At 37.8% G+C, this 21,615-nt stretch carries 21 protein-coding genes and 1 riboswitch; of the genes, 8 read left to right on the top strand and 13 right to left on the bottom strand.

What is annotated here, in order from left to right:
• Positions 1 to 478 (top strand): HAD-IC family P-type ATPase (locus AC1DRF_RS00530; RefSeq protein WP_477740228.1); only part of this gene is annotated, 478 nt, incomplete at its 5' end.
• Positions 479 to 707: 229 nt separating this feature from the next.
• Here the strand turns inward: AC1DRF_RS00530 and AC1DRF_RS00525 are convergent.
• From AC1DRF_RS00525 to AC1DRF_RS00515, 3 genes are read right to left on the bottom strand one after another with little or no spacing between them, the layout of a single operon-like run.
• On the bottom strand, positions 708 to 1,547 hold the full coding sequence (locus tag AC1DRF_RS00525) for a YihY/virulence factor BrkB family protein (protein WP_013081521.1): 840 nt from the start codon (positions 1,545 to 1,547) through the stop codon (positions 708 to 710).
• 14 nt (positions 1,548 to 1,561) lie between these two features.
• Positions 1,562 to 1,900, bottom strand: a complete 339-nt coding sequence (locus AC1DRF_RS00520; protein ID WP_013055129.1) for a hypothetical protein — start codon at positions 1,898 to 1,900, stop codon at positions 1,562 to 1,564.
• A gap of 39 nt (positions 1,901 to 1,939) precedes the next feature.
• A complete protein-coding gene (locus tag AC1DRF_RS00515) occupies positions 1,940 to 2,413 on the bottom strand; it encodes a low molecular weight protein-tyrosine-phosphatase (RefSeq protein WP_427076822.1) in 474 nt (157 codons plus the stop codon).
• A gap of 177 nt (positions 2,414 to 2,590) precedes the next feature.
• Here AC1DRF_RS00515 and AC1DRF_RS00510 point away from each other — a divergent pair, with 177 nt between their 5' ends.
• Together AC1DRF_RS00510 and ade are read left to right on the top strand one after the other, a co-directional pair.
• A complete protein-coding gene (locus AC1DRF_RS00510) occupies positions 2,591 to 2,818 on the top strand; it encodes a DUF1128 domain-containing protein (RefSeq protein WP_013055127.1) in 228 nt (75 codons plus the stop codon).
• 182 nt (positions 2,819 to 3,000) lie between these two features.
• A riboswitch (purine riboswitch) is annotated at positions 3,001 to 3,102 on the top strand.
• A gap of 83 nt (positions 3,103 to 3,185) precedes the next feature.
• Positions 3,186 to 4,922 (top strand): adenine deaminase, encoded by a 1,737-nt coding sequence (ade, locus tag AC1DRF_RS00505; protein ID WP_477740227.1) that lies wholly within the window; start codon positions 3,186 to 3,188, stop codon positions 4,920 to 4,922.
• 238 nt (positions 4,923 to 5,160) lie between these two features.
• Here the strand turns inward: ade and AC1DRF_RS00500 are convergent, their stop codons facing one another.
• The 4 genes from AC1DRF_RS00500 to hmpA form a co-directional block, all read right to left on the bottom strand.
• The gene (locus AC1DRF_RS00500) at positions 5,161 to 5,907 is read right to left on the bottom strand and encodes a CAP domain-containing protein (RefSeq protein WP_013055125.1); all 747 of its coding nucleotides are present in this window, start codon (positions 5,905 to 5,907) and stop codon (positions 5,161 to 5,163) included.
• Between the two features lie 359 nt (positions 5,908 to 6,266).
• A complete protein-coding gene (locus tag AC1DRF_RS00495; protein WP_013081517.1) occupies positions 6,267 to 6,779 on the bottom strand; it encodes a type 1 glutamine amidotransferase domain-containing protein in 513 nt (170 codons plus the stop codon).
• A 143-nt stretch (positions 6,780 to 6,922) separates the two neighbouring features.
• Positions 6,923 to 8,212, bottom strand: a complete 1,290-nt coding sequence (locus AC1DRF_RS00490) for a lysine N(6)-hydroxylase/L-ornithine N(5)-oxygenase family protein (RefSeq protein ID WP_043975694.1) — start codon at positions 8,210 to 8,212, stop codon at positions 6,923 to 6,925.
• A 72-nt stretch (positions 8,213 to 8,284) separates the two neighbouring features.
• The gene (gene hmpA, locus AC1DRF_RS00485) at positions 8,285 to 9,466 is read right to left on the bottom strand and encodes an NO-inducible flavohemoprotein (RefSeq protein WP_043975696.1); all 1,182 of its coding nucleotides are present in this window, start codon (positions 9,464 to 9,466) and stop codon (positions 8,285 to 8,287) included.
• 216 nt (positions 9,467 to 9,682) lie between these two features.
• On the opposite strand from hmpA, the gene AC1DRF_RS00480 reads away from it, so the two are divergent.
• Together AC1DRF_RS00480 and AC1DRF_RS00475 are read left to right on the top strand one after the other, a co-directional pair.
• The gene (locus AC1DRF_RS00480) at positions 9,683 to 10,132 is read left to right on the top strand and encodes an Rrf2 family transcriptional regulator (RefSeq protein ID WP_028410145.1); all 450 of its coding nucleotides are present in this window, start codon (positions 9,683 to 9,685) and stop codon (positions 10,130 to 10,132) included.
• A 173-nt stretch (positions 10,133 to 10,305) separates the two neighbouring features.
• Positions 10,306 to 10,437, top strand: coding sequence for a YflJ family protein (locus AC1DRF_RS00475; RefSeq protein WP_016762840.1), 132 nt, complete (start codon positions 10,306 to 10,308; stop codon positions 10,435 to 10,437).
• Between the two features lie 48 nt (positions 10,438 to 10,485).
• On the opposite strand, the gene AC1DRF_RS00470 is transcribed toward AC1DRF_RS00475, so the two are convergent.
• Complete coding sequence (locus AC1DRF_RS00470; RefSeq protein WP_043975699.1) at positions 10,486 to 11,571, bottom strand: nitric oxide synthase oxygenase; 1,086 nt, start codon at positions 11,569 to 11,571, stop codon at positions 10,486 to 10,488.
• Positions 11,572 to 11,670: 99 nt separating this feature from the next.
• Positions 11,671 to 12,603 (bottom strand): D-2-hydroxyacid dehydrogenase, encoded by a 933-nt coding sequence (locus tag AC1DRF_RS00465; protein WP_477740226.1) that lies wholly within the window; start codon positions 12,601 to 12,603, stop codon positions 11,671 to 11,673.
• Between the two features lie 261 nt (positions 12,604 to 12,864).
• Between AC1DRF_RS00465 and AC1DRF_RS00460 the strand changes: the two genes are divergently transcribed.
• Positions 12,865 to 14,421 carry an ABC-F family ATP-binding cassette domain-containing protein gene (locus tag AC1DRF_RS00460; protein WP_013055117.1) on the top strand — a complete coding sequence of 519 codons (1,557 nt, stop codon included), beginning with the start codon at positions 12,865 to 12,867 and terminating at the stop codon, positions 14,419 to 14,421.
• A 193-nt stretch (positions 14,422 to 14,614) separates the two neighbouring features.
• On the opposite strand, the gene AC1DRF_RS00455 is transcribed toward AC1DRF_RS00460, so the two are convergent.
• Together AC1DRF_RS00455 and AC1DRF_RS00450 are read right to left on the bottom strand one after the other, a co-directional pair.
• The gene (locus AC1DRF_RS00455; RefSeq protein ID WP_477740225.1) at positions 14,615 to 15,511 is read right to left on the bottom strand and encodes an amidase; all 897 of its coding nucleotides are present in this window, start codon (positions 15,509 to 15,511) and stop codon (positions 14,615 to 14,617) included.
• Positions 15,512 to 15,675: 164 nt separating this feature from the next.
• Positions 15,676 to 17,013, bottom strand: coding sequence for an ATP-binding protein (locus AC1DRF_RS00450; RefSeq protein WP_477740224.1), 1,338 nt, complete (start codon positions 17,011 to 17,013; stop codon positions 15,676 to 15,678).
• 368 nt (positions 17,014 to 17,381) lie between these two features.
• On the opposite strand from AC1DRF_RS00450, the gene msrA reads away from it, so the two are divergent.
• A complete protein-coding gene (msrA, locus tag AC1DRF_RS00445; RefSeq protein ID WP_029324598.1) occupies positions 17,382 to 17,897 on the top strand; it encodes a peptide-methionine (S)-S-oxide reductase MsrA in 516 nt (171 codons plus the stop codon).
• A gap of 49 nt (positions 17,898 to 17,946) precedes the next feature.
• On the opposite strand, the gene AC1DRF_RS00440 is transcribed toward msrA, so the two are convergent.
• Positions 17,947 to 19,584: a family 14 glycosylhydrolase gene (locus AC1DRF_RS00440; protein WP_274157420.1), complete on the bottom strand. Its 1,638-nt coding sequence runs from the start codon at positions 19,582 to 19,584 to the stop codon at positions 17,947 to 17,949.
• A gap of 106 nt (positions 19,585 to 19,690) precedes the next feature.
• Positions 19,691 to 20,845 carry an endonuclease gene (locus tag AC1DRF_RS00435; RefSeq protein ID WP_274157419.1) on the bottom strand — a complete coding sequence of 385 codons (1,155 nt, stop codon included), beginning with the start codon at positions 20,843 to 20,845 and terminating at the stop codon, positions 19,691 to 19,693.
• Positions 20,846 to 21,133: 288 nt separating this feature from the next.
• On the opposite strand from AC1DRF_RS00435, the gene AC1DRF_RS00430 reads away from it, so the two are divergent.
• Complete coding sequence (locus AC1DRF_RS00430; RefSeq protein WP_013081504.1) at positions 21,134 to 21,610, top strand: hypothetical protein; 477 nt, start codon at positions 21,134 to 21,136, stop codon at positions 21,608 to 21,610.
• The last annotated feature ends 5 nt before the right edge of the window (positions 21,611 to 21,615 follow it).

The raw sequence follows: 21,615 nt of genomic DNA, 5'->3' as shown, positions 1-21,615 counted from the left end.
GGGCATTCATACCGTCATGATTACAGGAGACAGCGAAAAAACAGCCGAAGCTATTTCAAAAGAGTGTGCAGTCGATGAATACATTGCAGAATGTTTGCCTGAAGCGAAAGTAGATAAAATTAAAGCGTTAAAAGAAAAATTCCCTACCGTTTCAATGGTGGGAGATGGCATTAACGATGCACCTGCTCTTGCTACTGCTAACGTTGGAGTAGCCATGGGAGAAGGAACGGATGTGGCACTTGAAACAGCCGATATCGTTTTAATGAAAAATGATCTATCAAAAATTTCGGATGCAGTAGCTCTTTCCAGACGAATGAACTCAATTGTGAAGCAAAACGTTATTTTTTCTATTGCCGTCATCTTTTTATTAATTTGTTCGAATTTTTTCCAAGTGCTTGATATGCCATTTGGTGTTATAGGTCACGAAGGTAGCACCATTTTAGTTATCTTAAACGGCCTTCGCTTGCTAAAATCTTAACGCAAAAAAGCCTAACGTATTTGTTAGGCTTTTTATTATGGAAATCAATGCCTTAATGGTAACCGTTTTGTCCATTTTGGCTGTTGCTTGTTTTATGCTTTGGCTGGCTCTTTTTATTTTGCTTTGTATTGCTTCCGTCTTTTTTTGTATGCTTTGTCATGATGTAAAACCTCCCTTTCACTTTGTTAGTATGCTCATATCTTGCGAATGATTTCATCCCAATTTGTGACTATGAAGATTTGACTCGACGGTCGTAGAAAATAGCGTTGATTTCTCCTCCAATAACGATAATCATGCCCGATAGGTACAGCCAAATAAGCAGGATAATAATTCCGCCCAAGCTTCCATATGTAGCTGTATAGTTATTGAAATGATTTACGTAATATGCAAACAGCATCGATACCACTGTCCATCCGACCGTAGCAAAAGCCGCTCCTTTTACAACATTTCGAATCAGCAGTTTTTTATTAGGAGCAAAGTAATATAACCCCGTAAAAACAGTAAACAAAATGAGGCCGCTGATAATCCAGCGGGAAGCAGACCATAAAGCGAGAAAAGTTTCTGAAAACCCAAACGTAGACGATAAATAAAGGCCAATCATATGACCGAAAACAGGAAGTAAAAGCGCTACAATAATAACAAATATCATCGCAAAAGTAAGGAGAACTGCCATACCTCTCGCCACTAAAAAAGGCCGATTTTCTTGTACGTGATATGCTCGGTTAAATGCTCTTACGATCGCATTAATTCCATTTGAAGCAGACCACATCGTGGCAATGATACCAAAGGATAATAGCTTTTCATTATGAGAACCAATGATATGGGAAACGTTGCTTTCAATCATGTGCAGCGTTTGCTGTGGCGCTACATTTTCGACCAAGTCAAGCAGGTCTGTTGATTCTAATGGCAAAAATCCAATCAGCGTAATTAAGAAAATTAAAAAAGGAAATAGCGAGAGCAGCAGATAATAAGCCAATTCAGCTGATAAACTGGGCAGCTCATCTCGATGAATGCGGCCCATCAGTTCTTTGCCAAACCTTACGATGTTATTTATGTACATTCCAGCCATATGTGCCTCCTTATTTATTTTTGTTCATCACCATATTTCTCCACAAATGCTTCTTTTGTATCGTTTACAATTTCCATCACCTGAGGTGTTGTTTCTTTTAACTTTTCTACTTTTCCTGCTACAAATGATACATCTTCAGAAACTTGCTCGATGGTCGTACGGATGGTTTCATATTTCTCTTTGACAGTATCCGTTACAAGTTCAGGGTGCTGAATAAGAGTTGTTGTTTTGTCTTTCAGTTTTTTACTTCCTTGAATGACAGAGCTTCTTGTTTCTTTATCAAATAAAGAAACAGCTCCTCCTATAATTGCTCCAATGACAATACCTTCTACTAGCTTATTTCGTTTACCCATTTGTCGTTTCTCCTCCGCTTTTTATTTTTTAAGTATCGCTTATTCCGAGAAATGCTTCTCTATAATTTCGTCTAAAAGAGCCTTGCATCCTTCTTGAACTAAGTCATATACTTCGTCAAAATTTCCCGTAAAATAAGGATCAGGCACATCTTCAATATGTAAATCGGGCACAAAATCCAAAAGCCTTGCAATATAACCTGTTTTATTATGTCCAGCCATCCTTCTCAGGTTTCCTACATTTTCGACATCCATTCCAATAATATAATGGAATTTAGCTATATCCTCTTGAATCACTTGTCTTGCTGTTTGCCCTTTAAAATCAATGTTGTTTCTCGTTAAAATAGATTGCGTTCCTTCATGAGGAGGATTGCCTTTGTGCCAGCCTCCTGTGCCTGCAGAATCTACGTGAATTTGTCCTTCTAGCCCTTTTTTCTTCACCATATTTTTAAAGACCGCTTCTGCCATGGGTGAACGACAAATATTTCCCAAACAAACGAATAATACGTTAATCATAGTCTCGACTCCTTTCCCTTATTACAAACATTATATACAATCATTTTTAAACTAAAAAATAGTTTTCTTTTATTTATATCGTTTTCACTCTTCTGTGGATAAGAACCTGACATAAAAGTGTTCACACGATAAAAACATGTTACAATAAAAAAAAACGCAACTGGAAGGATGAACAAAGTGGATTTATCAGTAAAATCTCCAGAGAATATTAAACATATGGTCGATAGTATTAGTGAAAAACTGCGCATGCTAAATATCGGAGCAATTAAAGCTGAAGCTTTTGACGAAGAAATGTATGAAGACTTAAAGTACTTATACGATATGGTAATGAGAAAAGATTCTTTTAGCCCAAGTGAAATGCAAGCGATCGCGGAAGAATTAGGTACACTGCGTAAACAAGCTTAATGACAACTCCGTCAATGACTAATAGCCATTGACGGTTTTTTCTACATTTTTTTCTATACATGAATGCTGCGCCTTTTAGCGAGCAAATAAGAGTTAAATCGTTTACATACACATAGATGAAATATTCCCAAAAATCTTTCTTTTTTATTAGGAATTGACGTTTTTATTATTTGTCTATAGAATGTATCGAAATACCTAAAGCTCGTATAGTCTTGGAAATAGGGTCCAAGAGTTTCTACCGAACTACCGTAAATAGTTGGACTACGAGGGTTGAACATCATTCATACTGCATTTTTATTCTTCTTTATGTTCTCCCTTACATAGTCCTTCATTGTTATTCAGTTATACAATGAGAGGAGTCACATTCATGTCAAATACAAAAACAACCTTAAAAAAACAGCTTGCTGTTGCCAATAAAAAAATACCTGCAGATCTTGTAGTGAAAAACGGGAAAATTATCGATGTCTTTACGCTTTCCATCATTGAAGCCGATATTGCGATTGCTGATGGAGTGATTGTTGGAATAGGTCAATACGATGGGAATAACGTCGTGGATGCAAAAGGAAAATACATTTCTCCTACATTCATTGATGGACACGTTCACATTGAATCATCAATGGTTACACCTAAAGAGTTCTCAAAACTTCTTGTACCTAGAGGCGTCACAACTGTCGTAACGGACCCTCATGAAATTGCGAATGTTTCAGGGAAATCTGGCATTGAGTTTATGCTTCAAAACTCGGATTCCATTCCTTTAGACGTATTTGTGAACTTACCTTCAAGCGTGCCGGCAACTCCTTTTGAAAGCTCTGGAGCCGTCTTAAAAGCAGCTGACTTAGCGCCATTTTTCTCTCACCCTCGCGTGCTTGGATTAGCAGAAGTGATGGATTTCCCTGCTGTGCGAGATGGCGATGACGATATGCTCGATAAATTACAAGCAGCTAACGATGCAAACGGCGTAATTGATGGGCACGGCTCAGGGCTAGATGCTACGGGCGTTAATATTTATCGTACCGCTGATATTTCAACAGATCATGAATGCGTAACAGCAGAAGAAGCAATTGAGCGTATTCAGCGCGGGATGTATGTTCTGATCCGCCAAGGTTCTGTTGCTAAAGATTTGAAACAACTATTACCTGCTGTAAATGAACGTAACGCGCGCAGATTTTTATTCTGTACCGATGACAAACACCTAGATGATTTATTAACGGAAGGTTCTATTGATTACAATGTTCGTTTTGCTATTGAACTCGGGCTGGATCCGCTAATTGCGATTCAAATGGCTTCGTTAAATGCCGCTGAATGCTACGGGTTAAAAGATAGAGGTGCGGTTGCTCCTGGTTACAAAGCGGATTTTATTCTATTAGACGACTTAACCGATATATCTGCAGCACATGTCTATCAAAACGGAGAGCTTATTGCTGAAAATGGAGAGATGCTTTCTGTTCAAGAAGAACAAATTGATCTTCCAACAGAACTAATGAATTCTGTTCATCTCAAAGAGTTTTCCATTAAAAAACTTACGATACCACTTCAGCACAATCGCGCTAATATTATTGAAATTAATCCAAACAGCCTGATTACAAATCATATTGTAGAAGAAGTTCAAGTGAAGCAAAACGAATTTCAGTCTTCTGTAGAAAACGATCAGCTAAAAATGGCTGTTGTTGAGCGTCATCATCTAACAGGGAATATTGGTCTTGGGATTGTAAAAGGTTTTCAGTTAAAAGACGGAGCGATCGCTACCACGATTGCTCATGATTCACATAATATCGTAGCCGTAGGAACAAATGATGAAGATTTAGCAAAAGCAATTTCGGCAATTGAAGAAATCGGCGGAGGTATTGTTATTGTAAAAGGCAATGAAGTGATTGGCTCCCTCCCTCTTTCCATTGGAGGATTAATGTCACCTCACCCTTACAATGAAGTAAACAGCTTACTTAAACAGCTTCACGGGGCTCTTCATGAGCTTGATATTTCACAGAAATTCAACCCGCTGCTGACATTATCTTTCTTAAGCTTGCCTGTTATCCCATGTCTAAAACTAACCGACAAAGGATTATTTAACGTAAAAGAATTTAAGCATATCACCGTTCAAGCATAAAATAAAAAGGACTCTTTTGAGTCCTTTTTATTTATATCCTTTAGACGGCGTAGTTCGAGTTTTACGATTTTTATAATGACGATATCCTTCTTTTAAAAGGATAGGAAAAACAGCGACTAGAATTTTTTTTAATATACGTCCCAATTTAAGGCACTCCTTTACGTGTTCTTACTTTACTATACCCAAATTGGACAGCTAAAAACGCAAAAAAGAGCAGGTATATCCTGCTCTTTTTGTATTACTTACCGATAAATTGTTGAGTCCAGTACGTAGTATCACCTTTTACGTATCCAACACCAATTTCAGTGAAATCAGGGTTTAGAATGTTTTTGCGGTGACCGTCACTATTCATCCAAGCATTCATTACATCTTCAGGAGATTGCTGACCTTTTGCAATGTTTTCACCTGCAGTTGTATATTCAATGCCGAATTGTTTCATCATATCAAATGGTGAACCATATGTTGGTGAATTGTGGTCAAAGTACCCTTTGTCCATCATATCTTTTGATTTAGTGCGTGCAACGTCACTTAATTTTTTGTTAAGTGTTAGAGGTTTTAAACCTTGTTTTTCACGCTCTTGGTTCACTAAATCTACGACCTTTTGTTCGAATTGACTAGCATCTTTTGTTTGTTCTGCTTTATCAGTATTTTCTGATTGTTGAGCTTTTGTGTTTTGCTGTGTTTGCTCTGGAGCTTTTGCTTCTTCACTTTGCTCTGGTGCTTGTGCTTGTTCCTGTGGAGCTGCTTCAGCTTGCTCTGGTGCTTGTGTTTCTTGTTGTGGAGCTGCTGCTTGAGCAGATTGTCCTTGAGCGTTAAATTTCTTTAATAGCTCATCTACATTTATATTTTGTGCTGCTTGAGCATCTTTAATGTTAATTTGTTTTGGAGTGTTGCAATCAGGAGCTGCTGCATTTGCTTGTCCTGCTGTTAGTAATCCTAATGATACGGCACCTGCGACAGTGGCAATACGAAACCTTTTCTTCATGTTTGAAATCCTCCTATGTGATAATAAAGTTTTTTTGTAAAACCGCAACGCATCTAAGCTTGTAGCAAGCCAATCTCGTGATGCACCCTCATTGTTGCATGAAAACTATGAAACTCGCAACGTCTTTTAAGCTACCAAAATTATACTTTTATTTATGTAAAAAATATTTCGATTGTGTTACATGGCTTCTATCTATTGATAGTAAAAGGTTTTCATATTCTTTTAGAAACCGCTTCATCCAATGCAGTAATATAACTGTAATTTCCTCGTCAAAATCGTTACATACAAAAAAGGCGACAGCAGAGTGGTAAACCACCCTTTTATCGCCTTTTACAGAAAGTTTTACTAATATTATTTACTTACTTTAAGACATTTACTGATTCACGTACGAATGCTTCCATATCGTCTGGTGTACGGCTTGTAACTAGTTGATTACCGCATACCACCACTTCTTTGTCATGGAAGTTTGCACCTGCATTTTTCAAATCAATAGCAATTGATTTGAAACCAGTTACGTCACGTCCTTTTAATGTTTCAGCATTGATTAGCAGCTGTGGTCCATGACAGATAGCCATAACCGGTTTGCCTTCATCCATAAATGATTTTGTGAAAGCTACGACTTGATCGTCTGCACGTAAGATATCTGGTGAGAAACCTCCCGGTAAAAACAATGCGTCAAAATCTTCTGGTTTTACATCCGCAATTGCTTTATCAATTGTTAATGTTGTTTCGCCTTGTTTACCTGTTACTTCACCTGTTTTAACATCGATTTTTGTTAGCGTATGGCCTTCTTCTTCAAAGGCTTTGGCTGGATCTGTATATTCCACATCTTCAAATAAATCTGTTACTAGTACTGCAATTTTCTTACTCATTCTAAGCAACTCCTTAATTGATTTGTGTACTAATGTTCTATAAATAAAATACCCGTACACTATTCTTTTAAACATAGTTTAGGGATAAAAAACTTTTCTACAATAATCAAAAACCACATTGAAGATTTTTATAAAGAAGAAATTCAAAACAAATTAAATGTCTGGAACGTCGTCTCTTCTGGAACTGGATACACGTCTCTCCCTGCAATCACGTTCAGAATACGCTGATTGCGCTGAACGGATAAACCAAGATTTGTTGCGCCAGATCCATGTGAATGTTCAATATTGGTTAACGTAAAAAAGTGGTGGTTACGAGGTTGTTTAAAGACAAGCCGGTAATCTTTTGTGACTTTAAAACGCTTGTCATCTTCCCATTCGATATCATCTTTTATTCGTTCGATGAACGGCGAAATTTTTGGCTTATAGCCCGTGGACAATATCAAACGATCCGCTTCGTATTGAAAAGAGCGTTCAGCCTTTAATTGTTTGCACTCCAGCTCATATCCATTTCCTTTTTTATGAATATCACTTACTTCAGTCGAAGCTTGAATCGTAACGGGTACTTTTCCTTTAAGTGAACGATGATAAAGTAAATCATAGATTTTCGTTAAGGTAGAAGATTCAATTCCGTGACGTAAAGGATTTAAATCTTCTACCGTGCTTGTACGTTCCTCAAAAGGCAGCGAATGAAAGTAATCTACATAGTCTGGCGAAAATAACTCTTGAGCAAGCTTGGATTGATCAAGCTGAAAAAAATTAGAGGATCTTGTAAACCATGTAAGGTGGTAATGATGTTCAGTCTGTTCTTCTAGTAAATCAAGAAAAATCTCTGCAGCACTTTGCCCTGAACCAACGATCGTTACATGCTTTCCTTTTTGAATCTCTTCTTTTTTATGTAAATAGCCGCTGCTGTGTAAAATATGCTCATTAAGCTTTTCTTCAAAAGCCGGAGGTACAAGTGGAATGCTTCCTGTTCCCATTACAACGTGTTTAGCATTTACCGTTTGAATTCCATCAGGTGTTTCTACCTTTACTTCATAATACTCTTCTTCATTTTTCGGTATCACGTCCACAACTTTTGAAGAAAAGTGGCAGGAAGATAGCTGCTCCGCTACCCATTTTGCGTACTCGTTGTATTCTTGACGCGGAATGTCAAAACGATTAAAGAAAAAAAACGGATACAAGCGTTTTTGCTTGTGAATATAATTTAGAAAAGAATAGGGGCTTGTTGGATCCGCAAATGTAACTAAGTCTGCTAGAAACGGAATCTGCAAGTCCGTGCCGTCAATTAACATGCCCGGATGCCATTCAAATTTCTCTTCTTTATCAAAGAAGACGGCATCAATTTCATCAAGAGGCTCAGCAAGGGCCGCTAAGCCTAAATTAAAAGGTCCTATTCCTATTCCCACCATGTCATACTGCTTATTTGTCATCTTTAAACTCCCTTTCATAAAAAAAGCTAACAGTATTGTCTACTGTTAGCTTTTTACCCTTTTTCCATACATTTATGCGGAAGGAGTCATACTCATTTTCGGGCCAAACGATTCATACATGATATTTTCTTGGGAAATACCCATTTCAGCTAGGCCTTCTAACACCATTTGCGTAAATGAAGAAGATCCACAAACATAATAATATGCGTGTTTATCGCCGGCATATTTAGCTAGCTCTTTTTTAGTTAAGCGACCATACGTTATATGTTCATCATGCTGGTCTGTTTGCGCTTGACTATAGAAAACGTGTTGTTCAAACGTATATGTCTCTGACAACGATTGAAGGTCTTGTTTCATTGCATGAAACTGCTCATTTTTAGCACTGTGAATAAATGTTACTTCTTGATTGTTTTCCAGTGCTTGATGCAGCATTGACATCATTGGAGTAATTCCTACACCTCCGCTGATAAATACTGATTTACTATTTTCTTTTAAGACAAAATCTCCTGCTGGAACGCTGACTTCAAGCAAGTCTCCTTCTTTCAATTGGTCATGTAAATAAGTTGACACGACCCCGTCTTCCATTTGCTTTTCTTTTTTCACCGTAATTTTATAATATGGTTGACTTGGATAGCCTGACAAGCTGTACTGACGAATAGATAAATACTCTTGACCAGGAATTCGTACACTCACATACTGACCTGGTAGAAAAGCAGGCAACGCTTTTTGATCAGGTGATACTAAATAAAACGAGTACACGTCTTCTGCTTCTTTTACTTTTTTATGAACCATTAGTTTTTTATAATCTTTCCATCCTTTTTCTTCGGCTTCTTCATATAATTCTTGCTCCACACTTATGAACACGTCCGCAATGGCACCGTATGCTTCTTTCCAAGCTTCCATAATCTCATCGGTCGCAGCTTCTTTTAAAACATCTTTAATTGCTTTTAATAAGAACTCTCCGACAATTGGATAGTGCTCTGCTTTTACGCCGATACTGCGGTGTTTATGAGCGATTTGCTTTACAACTGGAAGCAGCGTTTCAAGCCGATCGATATACTGCGCAGCGGCATAAACTGTATTAGCTAACGCCATTTGCTGACGGCCTGTTTTTTGATTTGTTTGGTTGAATACATTTTTTAAAGAAGGATACTGTTCAAAAAGCATCTCATAAAAACGAGTGGTAATCGCTTGACCATGCTGTTCTAAAACAGGAACTGTACTTTTTACAATAGAAATAGTTGTTTGTTTCATAACTTTCGCCTCCGAAAGATTCATTTTTAAAAGATATATTTTTAATACATCTTTATGATACTCATATCCAACTTAAAAAGATATATTTTATATACATATTTAAAGAAATGTTCACAAATTCGCCTCGTCAAAAATGAGAGCATTCTTTCTGTATTTCTTAGATATAGACATGCTATTATAGATATATCAGCTGCTGATAAGAGAAGAGGTAAAAAGATGAGGCTCACACAATATACAGATTACTCACTGCGAGTTTTATTATATTTAGGCGTTCGCGATAATAATAAACTAAGCAATATAAAAGAAATTGCTGAAGCGTATAATATTTCAAAAAACCATCTTATGAAAATCATTCACGAGCTTGGAAAACTTGGCTTAATTGAAACGATTCGAGGACGAAACGGCGGTATTCGTTTAGCTCAGCTTCCAAAAGACATTAATATTGGAAAAGTGGTACGTCAAACAGAAGAAGATTTTCATATCGTGGAATGTTTTGACCGTGAAGGAAACTTCTGCATTATTAGCCCCGTCTGTAAATTAAAAAGTGTTTTACATGAAGCCATGCAAGCCTTCATTAAGGTATTGGATCAATATACGCTAGAAGATCTAATTCAAAATAAAGATGAATTAAACCTCCTCCTTCTATCTCAAAAAAACGAGGAATGAGTAAACTAAAATTCATTTGAAATCATTCTCGTTTTTTTAACCTTTTTCCCTTTTATCATAAAATAAAAGATGTTACAATGAGGCACGTATTGGAAAGACAAGATGTCTCCATTCGAGCAGACAATGAACCTCATTCTGTTCATCCTAAAAAAATGACGAAAGGGTGTTTGAGTATGCACGTAGGAAGCAAAGGTTGGTATGTTGAGGAACTTAAGAAACGAGGAGTTCGCAACCACGAAGGCCGCAAAGTAGAAAAGTACAAAACATATGTACTTGCTAACTTGCTTGATAAACACAAAAATTAATTAACGTGTAATAAGAGAGTACAAATGCGTACTCTCTTTTTTGTTCATTTAATAAGGAGCGTCTTGATAAAAATAATTTGGTGATAATACTTTATTTTTATAAGGCTTATGAAAAATATGCGTGGTAGCTGGCGAAACCGGCGGAATCAACCACGTCCAGTTCCCAGTCACTTCGCGGCCATTTTTTTGCTCTCTTTCTTCAAACAAGTGAAATTGCTGAGCAGCGGTGTGATGGTCTACAATGCTAACTCCTTCTCGTTTAAAAGAAGAAAGCACTGCAACATTTAATTCAACAAGAGCTTTATCCTTCCAAAGCGTCGCGTTGTAATCCATGTTCAATCCCATCATAGAAGCTATTTTTGGAAGTTGATTATAGCGATACGTATCCGCTAAATTTCGCGCCCCAATCTCAGTCCCCATGTACCATCCATTAAATGGTGCCGCGACGTAATCAATCCCTCCAATTTCTAGCTTCATATCTGAAATCATCGGGACAGCGTACCATTTTAACTGTAAGTCTTCAAATTCAGGAAGTTCTGGATGCGTAATAGCTACTTCTTTCACTAAATGTTTTGGAATCTCAAAACATCGAGGTGACTCTTCATTAACTTGCAGTACAAGAGGAAGAACATCAAAGTGAGTTCTCTCACCTTCCCATCCTAAATTTTGGCAAACCTCCGTAAACGCAATAGAATCAGGATCTCCTACCATACCATATTCCGTCTCATATCCCGCATAGCGGATTAGCTGATGATTCCATATTCTAACCGGCTCTTTTGCTTTCATTTTCGGTTTAAACACCGTAATAGTAGGCCGGATTTTCCCGTCATTTGTTGCATATTCAATATGGTGAAAAAGGGCGTCTCTTACCTCTTCAACTGTGTTCGCATCTCGCTTATCAAATACATTGAGCGATTGCCAAAATAATCGTCCAATACATTTATTGCTGTTTCTCCAAGCCATACGAGCTCCGTGCTCTAACTCTTCAAATGTATGATCATAATGTCCGAGTGACATAATTTGCTGATGGATTTCTTTTAACCGCTTGTTTTTATCCGCTTCGCTTTTTTCAAGTTCAGCGTAACACGTCTCTATAAATACACGTGCTTGTTCAAATAATTCTTCTTGCTTCAACGTTTGTTCCCCCCTAGAAGAACAGATTTCATTCTTTTCGTTCAAGAAAAGCAAGTTTCAGTATACCATTCTCATAGCGGAAACGCGCATCATAATGCTTTAATAGCCTCTTTCAATATTAACCAAGTTAGAAGGCAATTCGCCTTGCTCAACTTTTTGCAGCGTTTCAACAAAGCACTCAACAGCTTCTTCAGCCGTAGTCACCGCTGAAATATGAGGTGTTATGATGATGTTTGAATGATCCCACCAAGAAGATTCTTTCGTTAACGGCTCATGCTCAAACACGTCTATGTATGCTTTTCGAATACGTTTTTGCTCAATAGCCTCTACTAACGCATTTTCATCTACAGTTGCTCCTCGTCCAACATTTATAAAGTATGCATTTTCAACTACATTCATCCATTTGGGATCAAAGTAGCTTTTTGTTTCATGTGTTAGCGGCATTGTACTAATAATCCATTCGGCTTCTTTTAGCAATTCTTTTTCCTTCGAAATCGAGACCACTTGATCAAATGATGGCTTTTCATTTCCACTTTTAGATACACCTATTACTCGTACACCAAAAGATTTTAAAACGGCTGCAAGACGCCCGCCGATTTCACCTGTTCCGTAAATTATGACCGTTTGAGTAGAAAGCTGCTTAGGCTCTACCACTTTCCACTGCTTTTGTTTTTGCTGTTGCTGAAACTGTGCGTGGTGCTGAAGTTCAGCTAGCATATAGCTAAGACAATATTCACTGATTCGCTGACCGAATGAACAAACCGTACGTGTTAACATCACACTCTTTTTCCAATTACCGCTTTCTAAGAACCGATCGACTCCTGCGCCGAGAGAATGAACCCATTTAAGGCTATGATCTTCAAAGCAATTCGTTGGACCGAAGGATAAAAGCGCGTCAGCCCAGTTTAAATCTTCAATTGTAACGTCTTGCTCTTCCATAAATCGAAACGTCTGAGACAGCTGCTTTTGTTTGATTATCTCCTCCAGCTCTTTATTCATTCTTCCTGTCACTAGTATCGTATGAATGTTCATTTCTTTTCCCCCTGCCTTTTTATTCTTTTGTATACTCTATTTGAATGATTCGATATAACCTTCCCTTCGTCATGAAGGATTTTCTACATTGATATATATAGTATGAATGAAGTGAAAGGAAGACGCGAGTGAATTTTATATGACTTTCAAGGCTGGAAAACTCATATGGATTTATGTATATAAGTTCGCTATAATCGTTATGAATCAATTTGTTTATAACGAAACGTACGATAGATATTTTAAAAGAAAAGGTGTGTCAGCATGAGTGTATTAAACGTAAAAAATCTAAGCCATGGTTTTGGTGACCGTGCGATTTTTAACGATGTATCATTTCGATTGTTAAAAGGTGAACACGTCGGCTTAATTGGAGCAAACGGCGAAGGTAAATCAACATTTATGAACATCATTACAGGCAAGCTAGAACCGGATGCTGGAAAAGTAGAATGGTCTAAAAAAGTGCGCGTTGGCTATTTAGATCAGCACACAGCATTAGAGCGCGGCCTTTCTATTCGTGATGTACTAAAAAGTGCTTTTCAATACTTATTTGATTTAGAAGCTCAAATGAATGGCCTCTACGAGAAAATGGCGGAGGTATCACCAGAAGAACTCGAAAAACTATTAGAAGAAGTCGGTACGCTTCAAGACCTCTTAACAAACAATGACTTTTATGTTATCGATGCGAAAGTCGAAGAAATTGCACGCGGATTAGGATTAGAAGATATCGGCTTAGATCGCGATGTACAGGATTTAAGCGGCGGACAGCGTACGAAAGTATTATTAGCCAAACTGCTGCTTGAAAAACCAGAAATTCTTTTACTGGATGAGCCTACAAACTACTTGGATGAACAGCATATTGAGTGGCTGCGACGCTACTTGCAAGAATATGAAAATGCCTTTATTTTAATTTCTCACGATCTTCCATTTTTAAATAGCGTGATCAATTTAATTTATCATATGGAAAACCAAGAGTTAAATCGCTATGTAGGAGACTACGACGATTTTATGAAAGTATATGAGATGAAAAAACAGCAGCTTGAAGCAGCTTATAAAAAACAACAGCAAGAAATGGCAGATTTAAAAGATTTCGTAGCGAGAAACAAAGCCCGTGTGTCGACACGAAATATGGCCATGTCCCGTCAAAAAAAGCTCGATAAAATGGAAGTAATTGAACTAGCTCAGGAGCGTCCAAAACCAGAGTTTAACTTTAAGGGTGCTCGTACTTCAAGCAAATTAATTTTTGAAACATCTGATTTAGTCATTGGATACGAAGAGCCGCTTTCTAAGCCACTGAATTTAAAAATGGAGCGAGGTCAAAAGATTGCCCTTGTAGGAGCAAATGGAATCGGGAAAACAACTCTTTTAAAAAGTATTTTAGGAGAAATCAAACCGATTTCAGGCTCTGTAGAAAAAGGAGATTACCAGCATATTGGCTATTTTGAACAAGAAATCAAAACGGCTAATTACAATACGTGTATTGAAGAAGTATGGAATGAGTTTCCTCACTTTACCCAATACGAGATTCGTGCAGCTTTAGCTAAATGCGGCTTAACAACAAAACATATTGAAAGTAAAGTAGAAGTTCTAAGCGGTGGAGAAAAAGCAAAAGTTCGTCTATGTAAGCTAATTAACAATGAAACCAACATTCTTGTACTGGATGAGCCTACAAACCACTTAGATGTAGATGCGAAAGATGAATTAAAACGAGCTTTAAAAGAATACAAAGGAAGTATCTTAATTATTTGCCACGAACCTGAATTTTATCAAGATGTTGTCACAGACGTGTGGAACTGCGAATCTTGGACGACTAAATTATTTTAAAAAACGGGTTAAAAGAGGCATATCTTTTAGAAAAAGTGGGAATGATAAGATTAAGTTCCCCCCCTTTGTGTGAGTAGCCATTTTTTAAATGGTTACTTTTTTTATGTATAGTCCTTTAAGAAAATGGCTATATTGTATCTATACTCCCTAAACCCAAAAGGGCCGCTGCAGTGATGCAGCGGTCTTTTCGTTGTCATGGCTTCATCTGAATCCAGCTATCAAAATAATGAACAGCTATACTGCTTGGAGGATTTTCAGCTTGACACTTTGTAAGCAACATACCCAGCTCTTGCATCATCATTTCTTCTCCTTTAGCAGAAAAAGAAATGTATTCTCCTTCATCTGAAGCCATCGTTTCTACCCCTATTTCAATCGGAGTGGATAGTACACGTCCCCACTTGCGTTCATTTTCTGTTATTTCAGCAATACCGTTTTCTTTATCTGCGTGGTTCCGGTACGCCATAATTGTGACTTCATCAGCGTACTGAATAATCCACCGCCCCAGCGAACCGGAACCATTGCTATTTTTGAATGGAACTTCGTCAAACCAAAACGGGATATCTACAGCAAGCGGCAAGTGTAACTCATGAGACTGTACAGCGGCTTGAGAAATAACATATTGATACTGCAGAATACTTTTCGCTCGATTATTTTCCCAACTTTTATACAAATAAGGCTCTACATCCAAATGAACCCCTGAAAATTGCTGTGGCTCGTCTGCTTGTGCTTGGTAAGCTGTTATCCAATTAAAAAATGCTTCCTGCTCTTCTATACCAGAAGGCCCTATCCAATAAGGAGCGCCGTCAAGTGCGTAAACACTTATGCCCTGGGCTTGTGCTTGTTGGATAAAATGCCGATATACGGAAGGTGAAAGATGAGTATCAATTTGTAAATAAACGTTTGTCACCTTTTTTTCTTGAAGCTTTTCGAGGATAGCTTCTTGATTCAGCATCCATTTCTTTGTATCCCACACCCACGTCGACAGCGGTATATTTATCTCTGCATTCACCTTTGATCCACATCCTATTCCTTTCCCCATATTAAACAGCCATACAACCACCAGAAAAATAAGAACGCACTTGCTTTTCACACTCTTTTTCCTCCTTTATACGAGCCAGAACTCATATAAAGAGAGTCTGACAGCTTGGCACAACTTTATGGTGAATTTCCCCCCTTAAATCTGTAGCTTTTAGCAAACTCCTCCTTATCAATTTTTTGCAGCTGAATCTCTATATGTTCTATCGGTTGCTTGATTTATTTCTCTATATCTTTCTTATTAAATAAATATGCCTGTTTTGGATGGTTTGGCTGATTTGGATATTTCAACTGTAATTGTCCTTTTCGTAATAGCTTTGTTAAATAATTATTACGTACTCCATCCGGCGTTCTTTCTAGTAAATAAGCAAACTCTTTAAGCATGAGCGGTTTTTCTTTACATAACTCAAGAATAATATGTTCCATCTGATTCGGCGAAAGCCGTTTTTTTTCACGAGCCAACGCTGCAATATCCCATAGCCTCGTATCAATATTCTCTACATTTACCAAATTAGAAGAATCTTCTTCTCGATCATTATTATAGGAGTTATGGTTATTATTATAGTAGTTAACATCATTATTATATAAGTTACTCTCGTTATTATAGCAGTTATCTTCCTTATTGAAGGAGTTAACATCGTTATTGTATGACTTAAACTCCTCTATTAATCCTTTATTATAGGAGTACTTATTTTTATTATAAGAGTAGATTTCGACATTGTTTTCAGGTGTATTTTGATATTTTTCGACATCCTTAAAATTATTTCCCGAATCGGTTATGGACGTATTGTAAGTGTCTTTTCCAGAAGAACTTACCTGTCTTTCTTGAGTGGACAAAGATAACGTGACCACTGTACGATGCATAGAAACATCTTGATCAATAGCTGGCGTTTTATAATGATGCAGGCTCCAATTTTGCTTTACTTTTTTCAAACCAGAGCCCGAACGTTCACATAGCCCTAGTAAACTGAATAGCTTAACGATATTTGGGTTTCGAAGCTGACTAACGATATTGCTAAAAACTGAATCTGTAGGTACTAACAAAAGGCCTGGATTAGAAAAAACGTAATGAGAAGGTTGCTTTTCTAAAATAACGCCGCCCTCGCCATTATAATCTGCATGAATAAGCATATTAATCAAAACTTCTGTTAAAGAGGAAGCGATTGACGGCTGAGGTTCGCTATTACGAACAATTTCATGAATATGAAAATAAAAATCAAAAATATTTCCTGACCACGTCCCGTCTTGAGAGGTAAAGCGCTCTGTCCATTCTTCGTTCCCTTTACTTTCCCGGTATTCTAAAAAGTATTGTGGTAAAACTTCTGTGATAATCCGTTCTTCACTGAATAAAAGCAGGCCTGCGAGTGTGACTCCTTCTTTATGGGTATCTCTAACCTTTCCCCAAGCTCCTACTTTGTATAAAAACTCCTTTGTTTCAAGCGCATTCCAAGGATGAGCTGGTTTTACTTCAGCAAACCGATCCCGATAGCTTTTGATCGTATCAAAATTTAATTCGTTTAATCCATAGTGCTCTAGGATGAGATTATCTTGTAACATATTCAACTCTCCTATTATCTTTGTATATTTATTTAACAGCGCGAATATGCTGTTTCTTACCTCTTGTTACTAACGTACTAACTTTATTTATCTAGATGCCATCAGCACCCCAAAGCCCAGTCCGTAGATTGTACTTCTGTTGTGCAATTTCTTCTAAAACGATATATACATCTTATCTATTCTATCATTTTTTCTTTATTCTCTCCTTCATTTTTCAATCTTCAAAACAGTCGAGTTTATTGTGTAAAAGCTGTGGATATTCACCTTTATCCACAGCTTTTACACAGACTACAAACCCTTTTCTAGCTGTTTCAATATAAATTTGTTATAATACCCTTCATAACAACGGATTAAGTGAGGGATTACGTATGGAAAAAGCTACATTTGCAGGTGGATGTTTCTGGTGTATGGTTACACCTTTTGAAGAGCTAGAAGGTATTCACGGCATTGTATCAGGATATATGGGGGGAACTGTGGATAACCCTACTTATGAGCAAGTAAAATCTGGAACAAGCGGTTACTACGAAGTGGTTCAAATCACATTTGACCCCGAAGTGTTTCCGTATAAACGTTTATTAGATCTTTATTGGCCGCAAATTGATCCAACAGATGACGGAGGTCAATTTCAAGATCGCGGCTCGCAATATCGAACAGCAATTTTTTACCATAACGACAGCCAAAAACAAGCAGCTGAAGAGACGAAGCTAGAGGTCGCAGAAAGCGGACGCTTTAAAAAACCAATCGTAACAAGCATTCTTCCTGCCTCTACGTTTTATGAAGCCGAAGAGTATCACCAAGATTTTCACAAGAAAAATCCAAAGCATTATAAAGAAGACCGCGCTAAGTCTGGTCGAGATGAATTTATTCAAACGAACTGGAAATAATTCTTGTGTTCAAAATAAAGCCGCATAGTGTTTGCTATGCGGCTTTGTTTTACCAATTATCTGTATAAGTCGTTGTTGTTGACGGCACGCTCCAATATTGCTGCGAAGGCTGCCATGCTTTTAACGATCCATCAGCTCTCTTCACAATTGCTTTAAATTGAACATTTTGACTGGCAGGAAAATAGACAGTGCCTCTCCAATCAGCTGTAGATGAATTATATGTTAATTTAATTGGATAAATGGACGTATCCCACTGACCTAGCTCAGCTCTGTCTCCAACAATATAAACCGTTTCTCCTAATGCAGTTGGCGCATTTTTTACTACAACCGTTTGCGCAAGTGGTGTAACGCCCAACGTATTTTTAAATTGCCCCATCAGCGTATCATTGTTAATAACATCGTAGAAACGAAGCAAAGTAAATCCTGCAAAATTATAGTTAAAGGCCATTTCAGCTGCTTTTTTATATTGATCTTCACTGCCTATAGTTAAAGCATTTTCTCCGTTTAAAACAACTCCTTTTGCATTCGCAATACCCGCTACCTGGCGTACAAGCGTCTTTGGCATAGAATATTCTGGATAATTTCCGCTGTCCGTCATTTCTAAGCACGTAAACGTTATATCTAGCTTAGCTGTTTTAAACGCATCTAAAAGCGCGTTGTAATCATTATATCCAGCAGGTTTTTCTGCAGCATGAGGAATCGTGGGATTGTTATACTGCCAATGAATTCCTGCCACTTTTGCACCGATTGGTACGTTAAAGGTGGAATCAAAAGCCTGATGAGCTAACTGTCCAATACGTTTTGTATGATCTTCCAAAGCTCCTTGATACCATGCTAAGAAATCTTTTCCATAAGCTGTTGAATAACCATCTTTTAAGAACTGATAGCCATCTGATGGCGGTAAAATTTGCGATGCAGACGTTAAATTGGTTCCCCATGCTTGATTAATGCCGGCGAGCGAACCGTATTTAGTCAAAGCATATGATTGAAACTTGCTTTTGGCGAAGTTCGTATAAACTTGAAATTTCCCTCTAGACGGATAGCCGGTTCCGTCTGCTGCTGTATAAGACGGATAACGAATTTCACCTGCAGGGCCTCCTGATAAATAGATTTTAGCAATCACGTCTTTATAAGGTGCTAACGCTTGCGCAAATGCAGTGTAGAGCTCTCCGTATTGCTTAGAAATAACGTCCGTTGCAAGCGGGCTTAGCGTTTCTTTATTTGTCGTACCTGTTTCAGATTTAAAGTAAAGGCTGTCATCACTTTTTAAGTTCCATACCCAAGATGGAAGCGGAACGTTACAATCATCTCCTACATTGCCTCCGCACTGATGAGTAGAAATAATAGGAACGATCTTTATACCTGCATTACGAGCTGCTTGAGCAAAGCGCTGCGCATAGGAAAAATCGAACTGCTGATCGCCGTTTTTCTCCATATCTCCCCACCAGAAGTCTACTGTCACTGCATAAAATCCATTTTGTTTCGCTTTGCGTAAATCGTTCTCAAACGCTTCCCATGTTGTATAGTCTGTTACCTTTTTTAAAGGCGCCATTAAATAGGTTTTGTAACCTGGATTCATTGATTTTCCATCTACGGCAGCCGCTCCGTTAATTGGACTTAAAATGAAAACGTTAACAAAAATGAACATCAAAACGAAAGCCAACCCTTTTTTACATAGCTGTTTCATATCTTCCCTCCATTTTTTCAAAATCACCTATAGGTATTCGGCGGATTTTAGTTTTTTCCTTTTTCTTTTATAAAAAAAAAGACGCCCCGCCAGGACGCCTTCTTCATTAGTTCCAAATCTCATTCACCCATTCAGGATGGTCAATAAAAGGATTGCGGTTATGCTGATAGTCTGAATAAATAATGTCATTTCTACGTCGTTCTCGATCATCTACTGGGTCTTGGGCATTCCATTGAAGAAGCACAGATAATTTCCCGTGATAAGGAGCAGTGCCATTATTCACTGTATTATTAAGTTCTAAGTCAGGCTCATCACTTACATCGCCTTCATAGCGCACGGCCATATAAAACAACATACGAGCCACGTCGCCTTTTACTTCATCTCGAGGTTCCCATGAATCACTGTCAAAATAATTTCCGAGTGCTTCGCTATGTTCTGTCCCTCCGTTATCAAAATCTAAGTTTCCTCTCGTACTGTTTACAGATACATCGGTTGGACGTAAGTGATGAAGATCTGTTCCAGGTCCCATAGCTGTTCCAAAATCCCCGTGAGACTTTGCCCAGACGTGCTCACGGTTCCAATCGTCCACTCCGCCTCCATTTGTACTCTTAGCCTGTGAACGCCCTGTGTAGAGCAAAATAACGTTATTTGCGTTAGCTGGATCTTCATCCGTTTTCTTTAAAGCTTCCCATACGGCTGAATACGACAGTTCTGTGTGATGATCAATAATGTTATGAAGCTCTGTCTTTAAGCTGTTTCCTGTTTTTTCAGCTGCAGTACGATAGTATTCTTCTACTGAAACGGTTGGCTCTGTGGGATCTGGAGCCGGATCAGTTCCTCCTGTTTCTGTACTGATAGAAGTAACTGATTTTATTCCTGGGTGTGAAAAATAAGGAGTGAGTGTGCCCGTAACAGTAAGATTTTTCCCTCTTAACTCCGAGTGACTTTGAAGTCCAAATGTACTTCGCAAATTTGAAGGAATTTGAACGTACACCATCTTGTCTGTATTGGTTTCATTTGAACTGTCAGCAAGAGCAAGTGCATAATCGTTTGGGTAATTGCTCGTAATAACTGTAGATGTGCCTGTAGGTTGACCTACTACATATCCTTTAACCGTTTGTACACTATTGTTTTGATTCTCAAGAGCTTGTGCAACAGATAAAAATGCGGCTGCTTGACTAACAGGAGTTAAGCTCACTAAAAGAACAAAAACAAGCAGGGATATTGCCCATGTTTTTTTACACAGAGCGTATAATTTCACTTTTTTATTCCTCTTATATGATAGGTTTGAAAACTAGTTTTCTTCCACCTCTTTATATTATTTTTTCACTGTGAATTCCCTGCCTCTTTTTTGTTAAGTTTTATAGTGAAAAAGATGTATTCTTCTTTACAGTGACGGCCACTTTATGCGAAGGATTATATTTTTAAAAGTTCACATTGGAAAAAGCATTATGTGTCTTTCTTTATATATGTTATAATCAACCGAATCGTAAAAGAGCTTATACCATTTCAGAAAATGAAATGATTTAAATAGAAATGAGGATTGTGTATGCTTAGTTTTGACGAAAAATTAGCTATTATTTCATCGTTTCCAGAGCTGCATCGAAAAGATGTATCTTTAGGACGCGTGAATTTTCATTATGAAGAAAGCGTGTACGATAAAACGGTTGTTGTGCATCATCTGCATCCTAACGGAAATGGATTTGTATATGGAGGGTTTTTAAAAGGATATGAAACAAATGACAAAGGTCTTGTAAATATCCGTGATTATACAGAAGAAGAGCTTCGCTCAATTATTGAAGCTTCTATTGAGTCTTTGTCAACCCTTCCTGATACAGCTAGAGAAGAAGCTATTGTAGGGAATGGAAATGAACAGCGCTGGAACGGCCCAGACAATGCAACGCTTTTACTTGTTCATGAAGATGATCTGTGGAATGTTTATTCTGGCTTGAATTTAGAGGCAGCATTTCTATCTTACGAAGAAGCAGAAGATTATTTGTTTGAAGAAGGGTTCCGCCGCCTATAAGCTTG

The organism is Priestia sp. P5_B4 (genome assembly GCF_056400385.1).
The sequence above is the reverse complement of the archived record's forward strand: the minus strand, read 5'-3'. Positions and strand labels throughout refer to the sequence as shown.

Bases quoted from the DNA above. Each gene is read 5' to 3' on its own strand.
- msrA (WP_029324598.1), top strand. From the start codon at position 17,382: ATGGAAAAAGCTACATTTGCAGGTGGATGTTTCTGGTGTATGGTTACA.
- AC1DRF_RS00450 (WP_477740224.1), bottom strand. From the start codon at position 17,013: ATGTTACAAGATAATCTCATCCTAGAGCACTATGGATTAAACGAATTA.
- AC1DRF_RS00495 (WP_013081517.1), bottom strand. From the start codon at position 6,779: ATGAGTAAGAAAATTGCAGTACTAGTAACAGATTTATTTGAAGATGTG.
- AC1DRF_RS00515 (WP_427076822.1), bottom strand. From the start codon at position 2,413: ATGATTAACGTATTATTCGTTTGTTTGGGAAATATTTGTCGTTCACCC.
- AC1DRF_RS00490 (WP_043975694.1), bottom strand. From the start codon at position 8,212: ATGACAAATAAGCAGTATGACATGGTGGGAATAGGAATAGGACCTTTT.
- AC1DRF_RS00480 (WP_028410145.1), top strand. From the start codon at position 9,683: ATGAGGCTCACACAATATACAGATTACTCACTGCGAGTTTTATTATAT.
- hmpA (WP_043975696.1), bottom strand. From the start codon at position 9,466: ATGAAACAAACAACTATTTCTATTGTAAAAAGTACAGTTCCTGTTTTA.
- AC1DRF_RS00500 (WP_013055125.1), bottom strand. From the start codon at position 5,907: ATGAAGAAAAGGTTTCGTATTGCCACTGTCGCAGGTGCCGTATCATTA.
- ade (WP_477740227.1), top strand. From the start codon at position 3,186: ATGTCAAATACAAAAACAACCTTAAAAAAACAGCTTGCTGTTGCCAAT.
- AC1DRF_RS00520 (WP_013055129.1), bottom strand. From the start codon at position 1,900: ATGGGTAAACGAAATAAGCTAGTAGAAGGTATTGTCATTGGAGCAATT.
- AC1DRF_RS00460 (WP_013055117.1), top strand. From the start codon at position 12,865: ATGAGTGTATTAAACGTAAAAAATCTAAGCCATGGTTTTGGTGACCGT.
- AC1DRF_RS00440 (WP_274157420.1), bottom strand. From the start codon at position 19,584: ATGAAACAGCTATGTAAAAAAGGGTTGGCTTTCGTTTTGATGTTCATT.
- AC1DRF_RS00475 (WP_016762840.1), top strand. From the start codon at position 10,306: ATGCACGTAGGAAGCAAAGGTTGGTATGTTGAGGAACTTAAGAAACGA.
- AC1DRF_RS00525 (WP_013081521.1), bottom strand. From the start codon at position 1,547: ATGGCTGGAATGTACATAAATAACATCGTAAGGTTTGGCAAAGAACTG.
- AC1DRF_RS00465 (WP_477740226.1), bottom strand. From the start codon at position 12,603: ATGAACATTCATACGATACTAGTGACAGGAAGAATGAATAAAGAGCTG.
- AC1DRF_RS00430 (WP_013081504.1), top strand. From the start codon at position 21,134: ATGCTTAGTTTTGACGAAAAATTAGCTATTATTTCATCGTTTCCAGAG.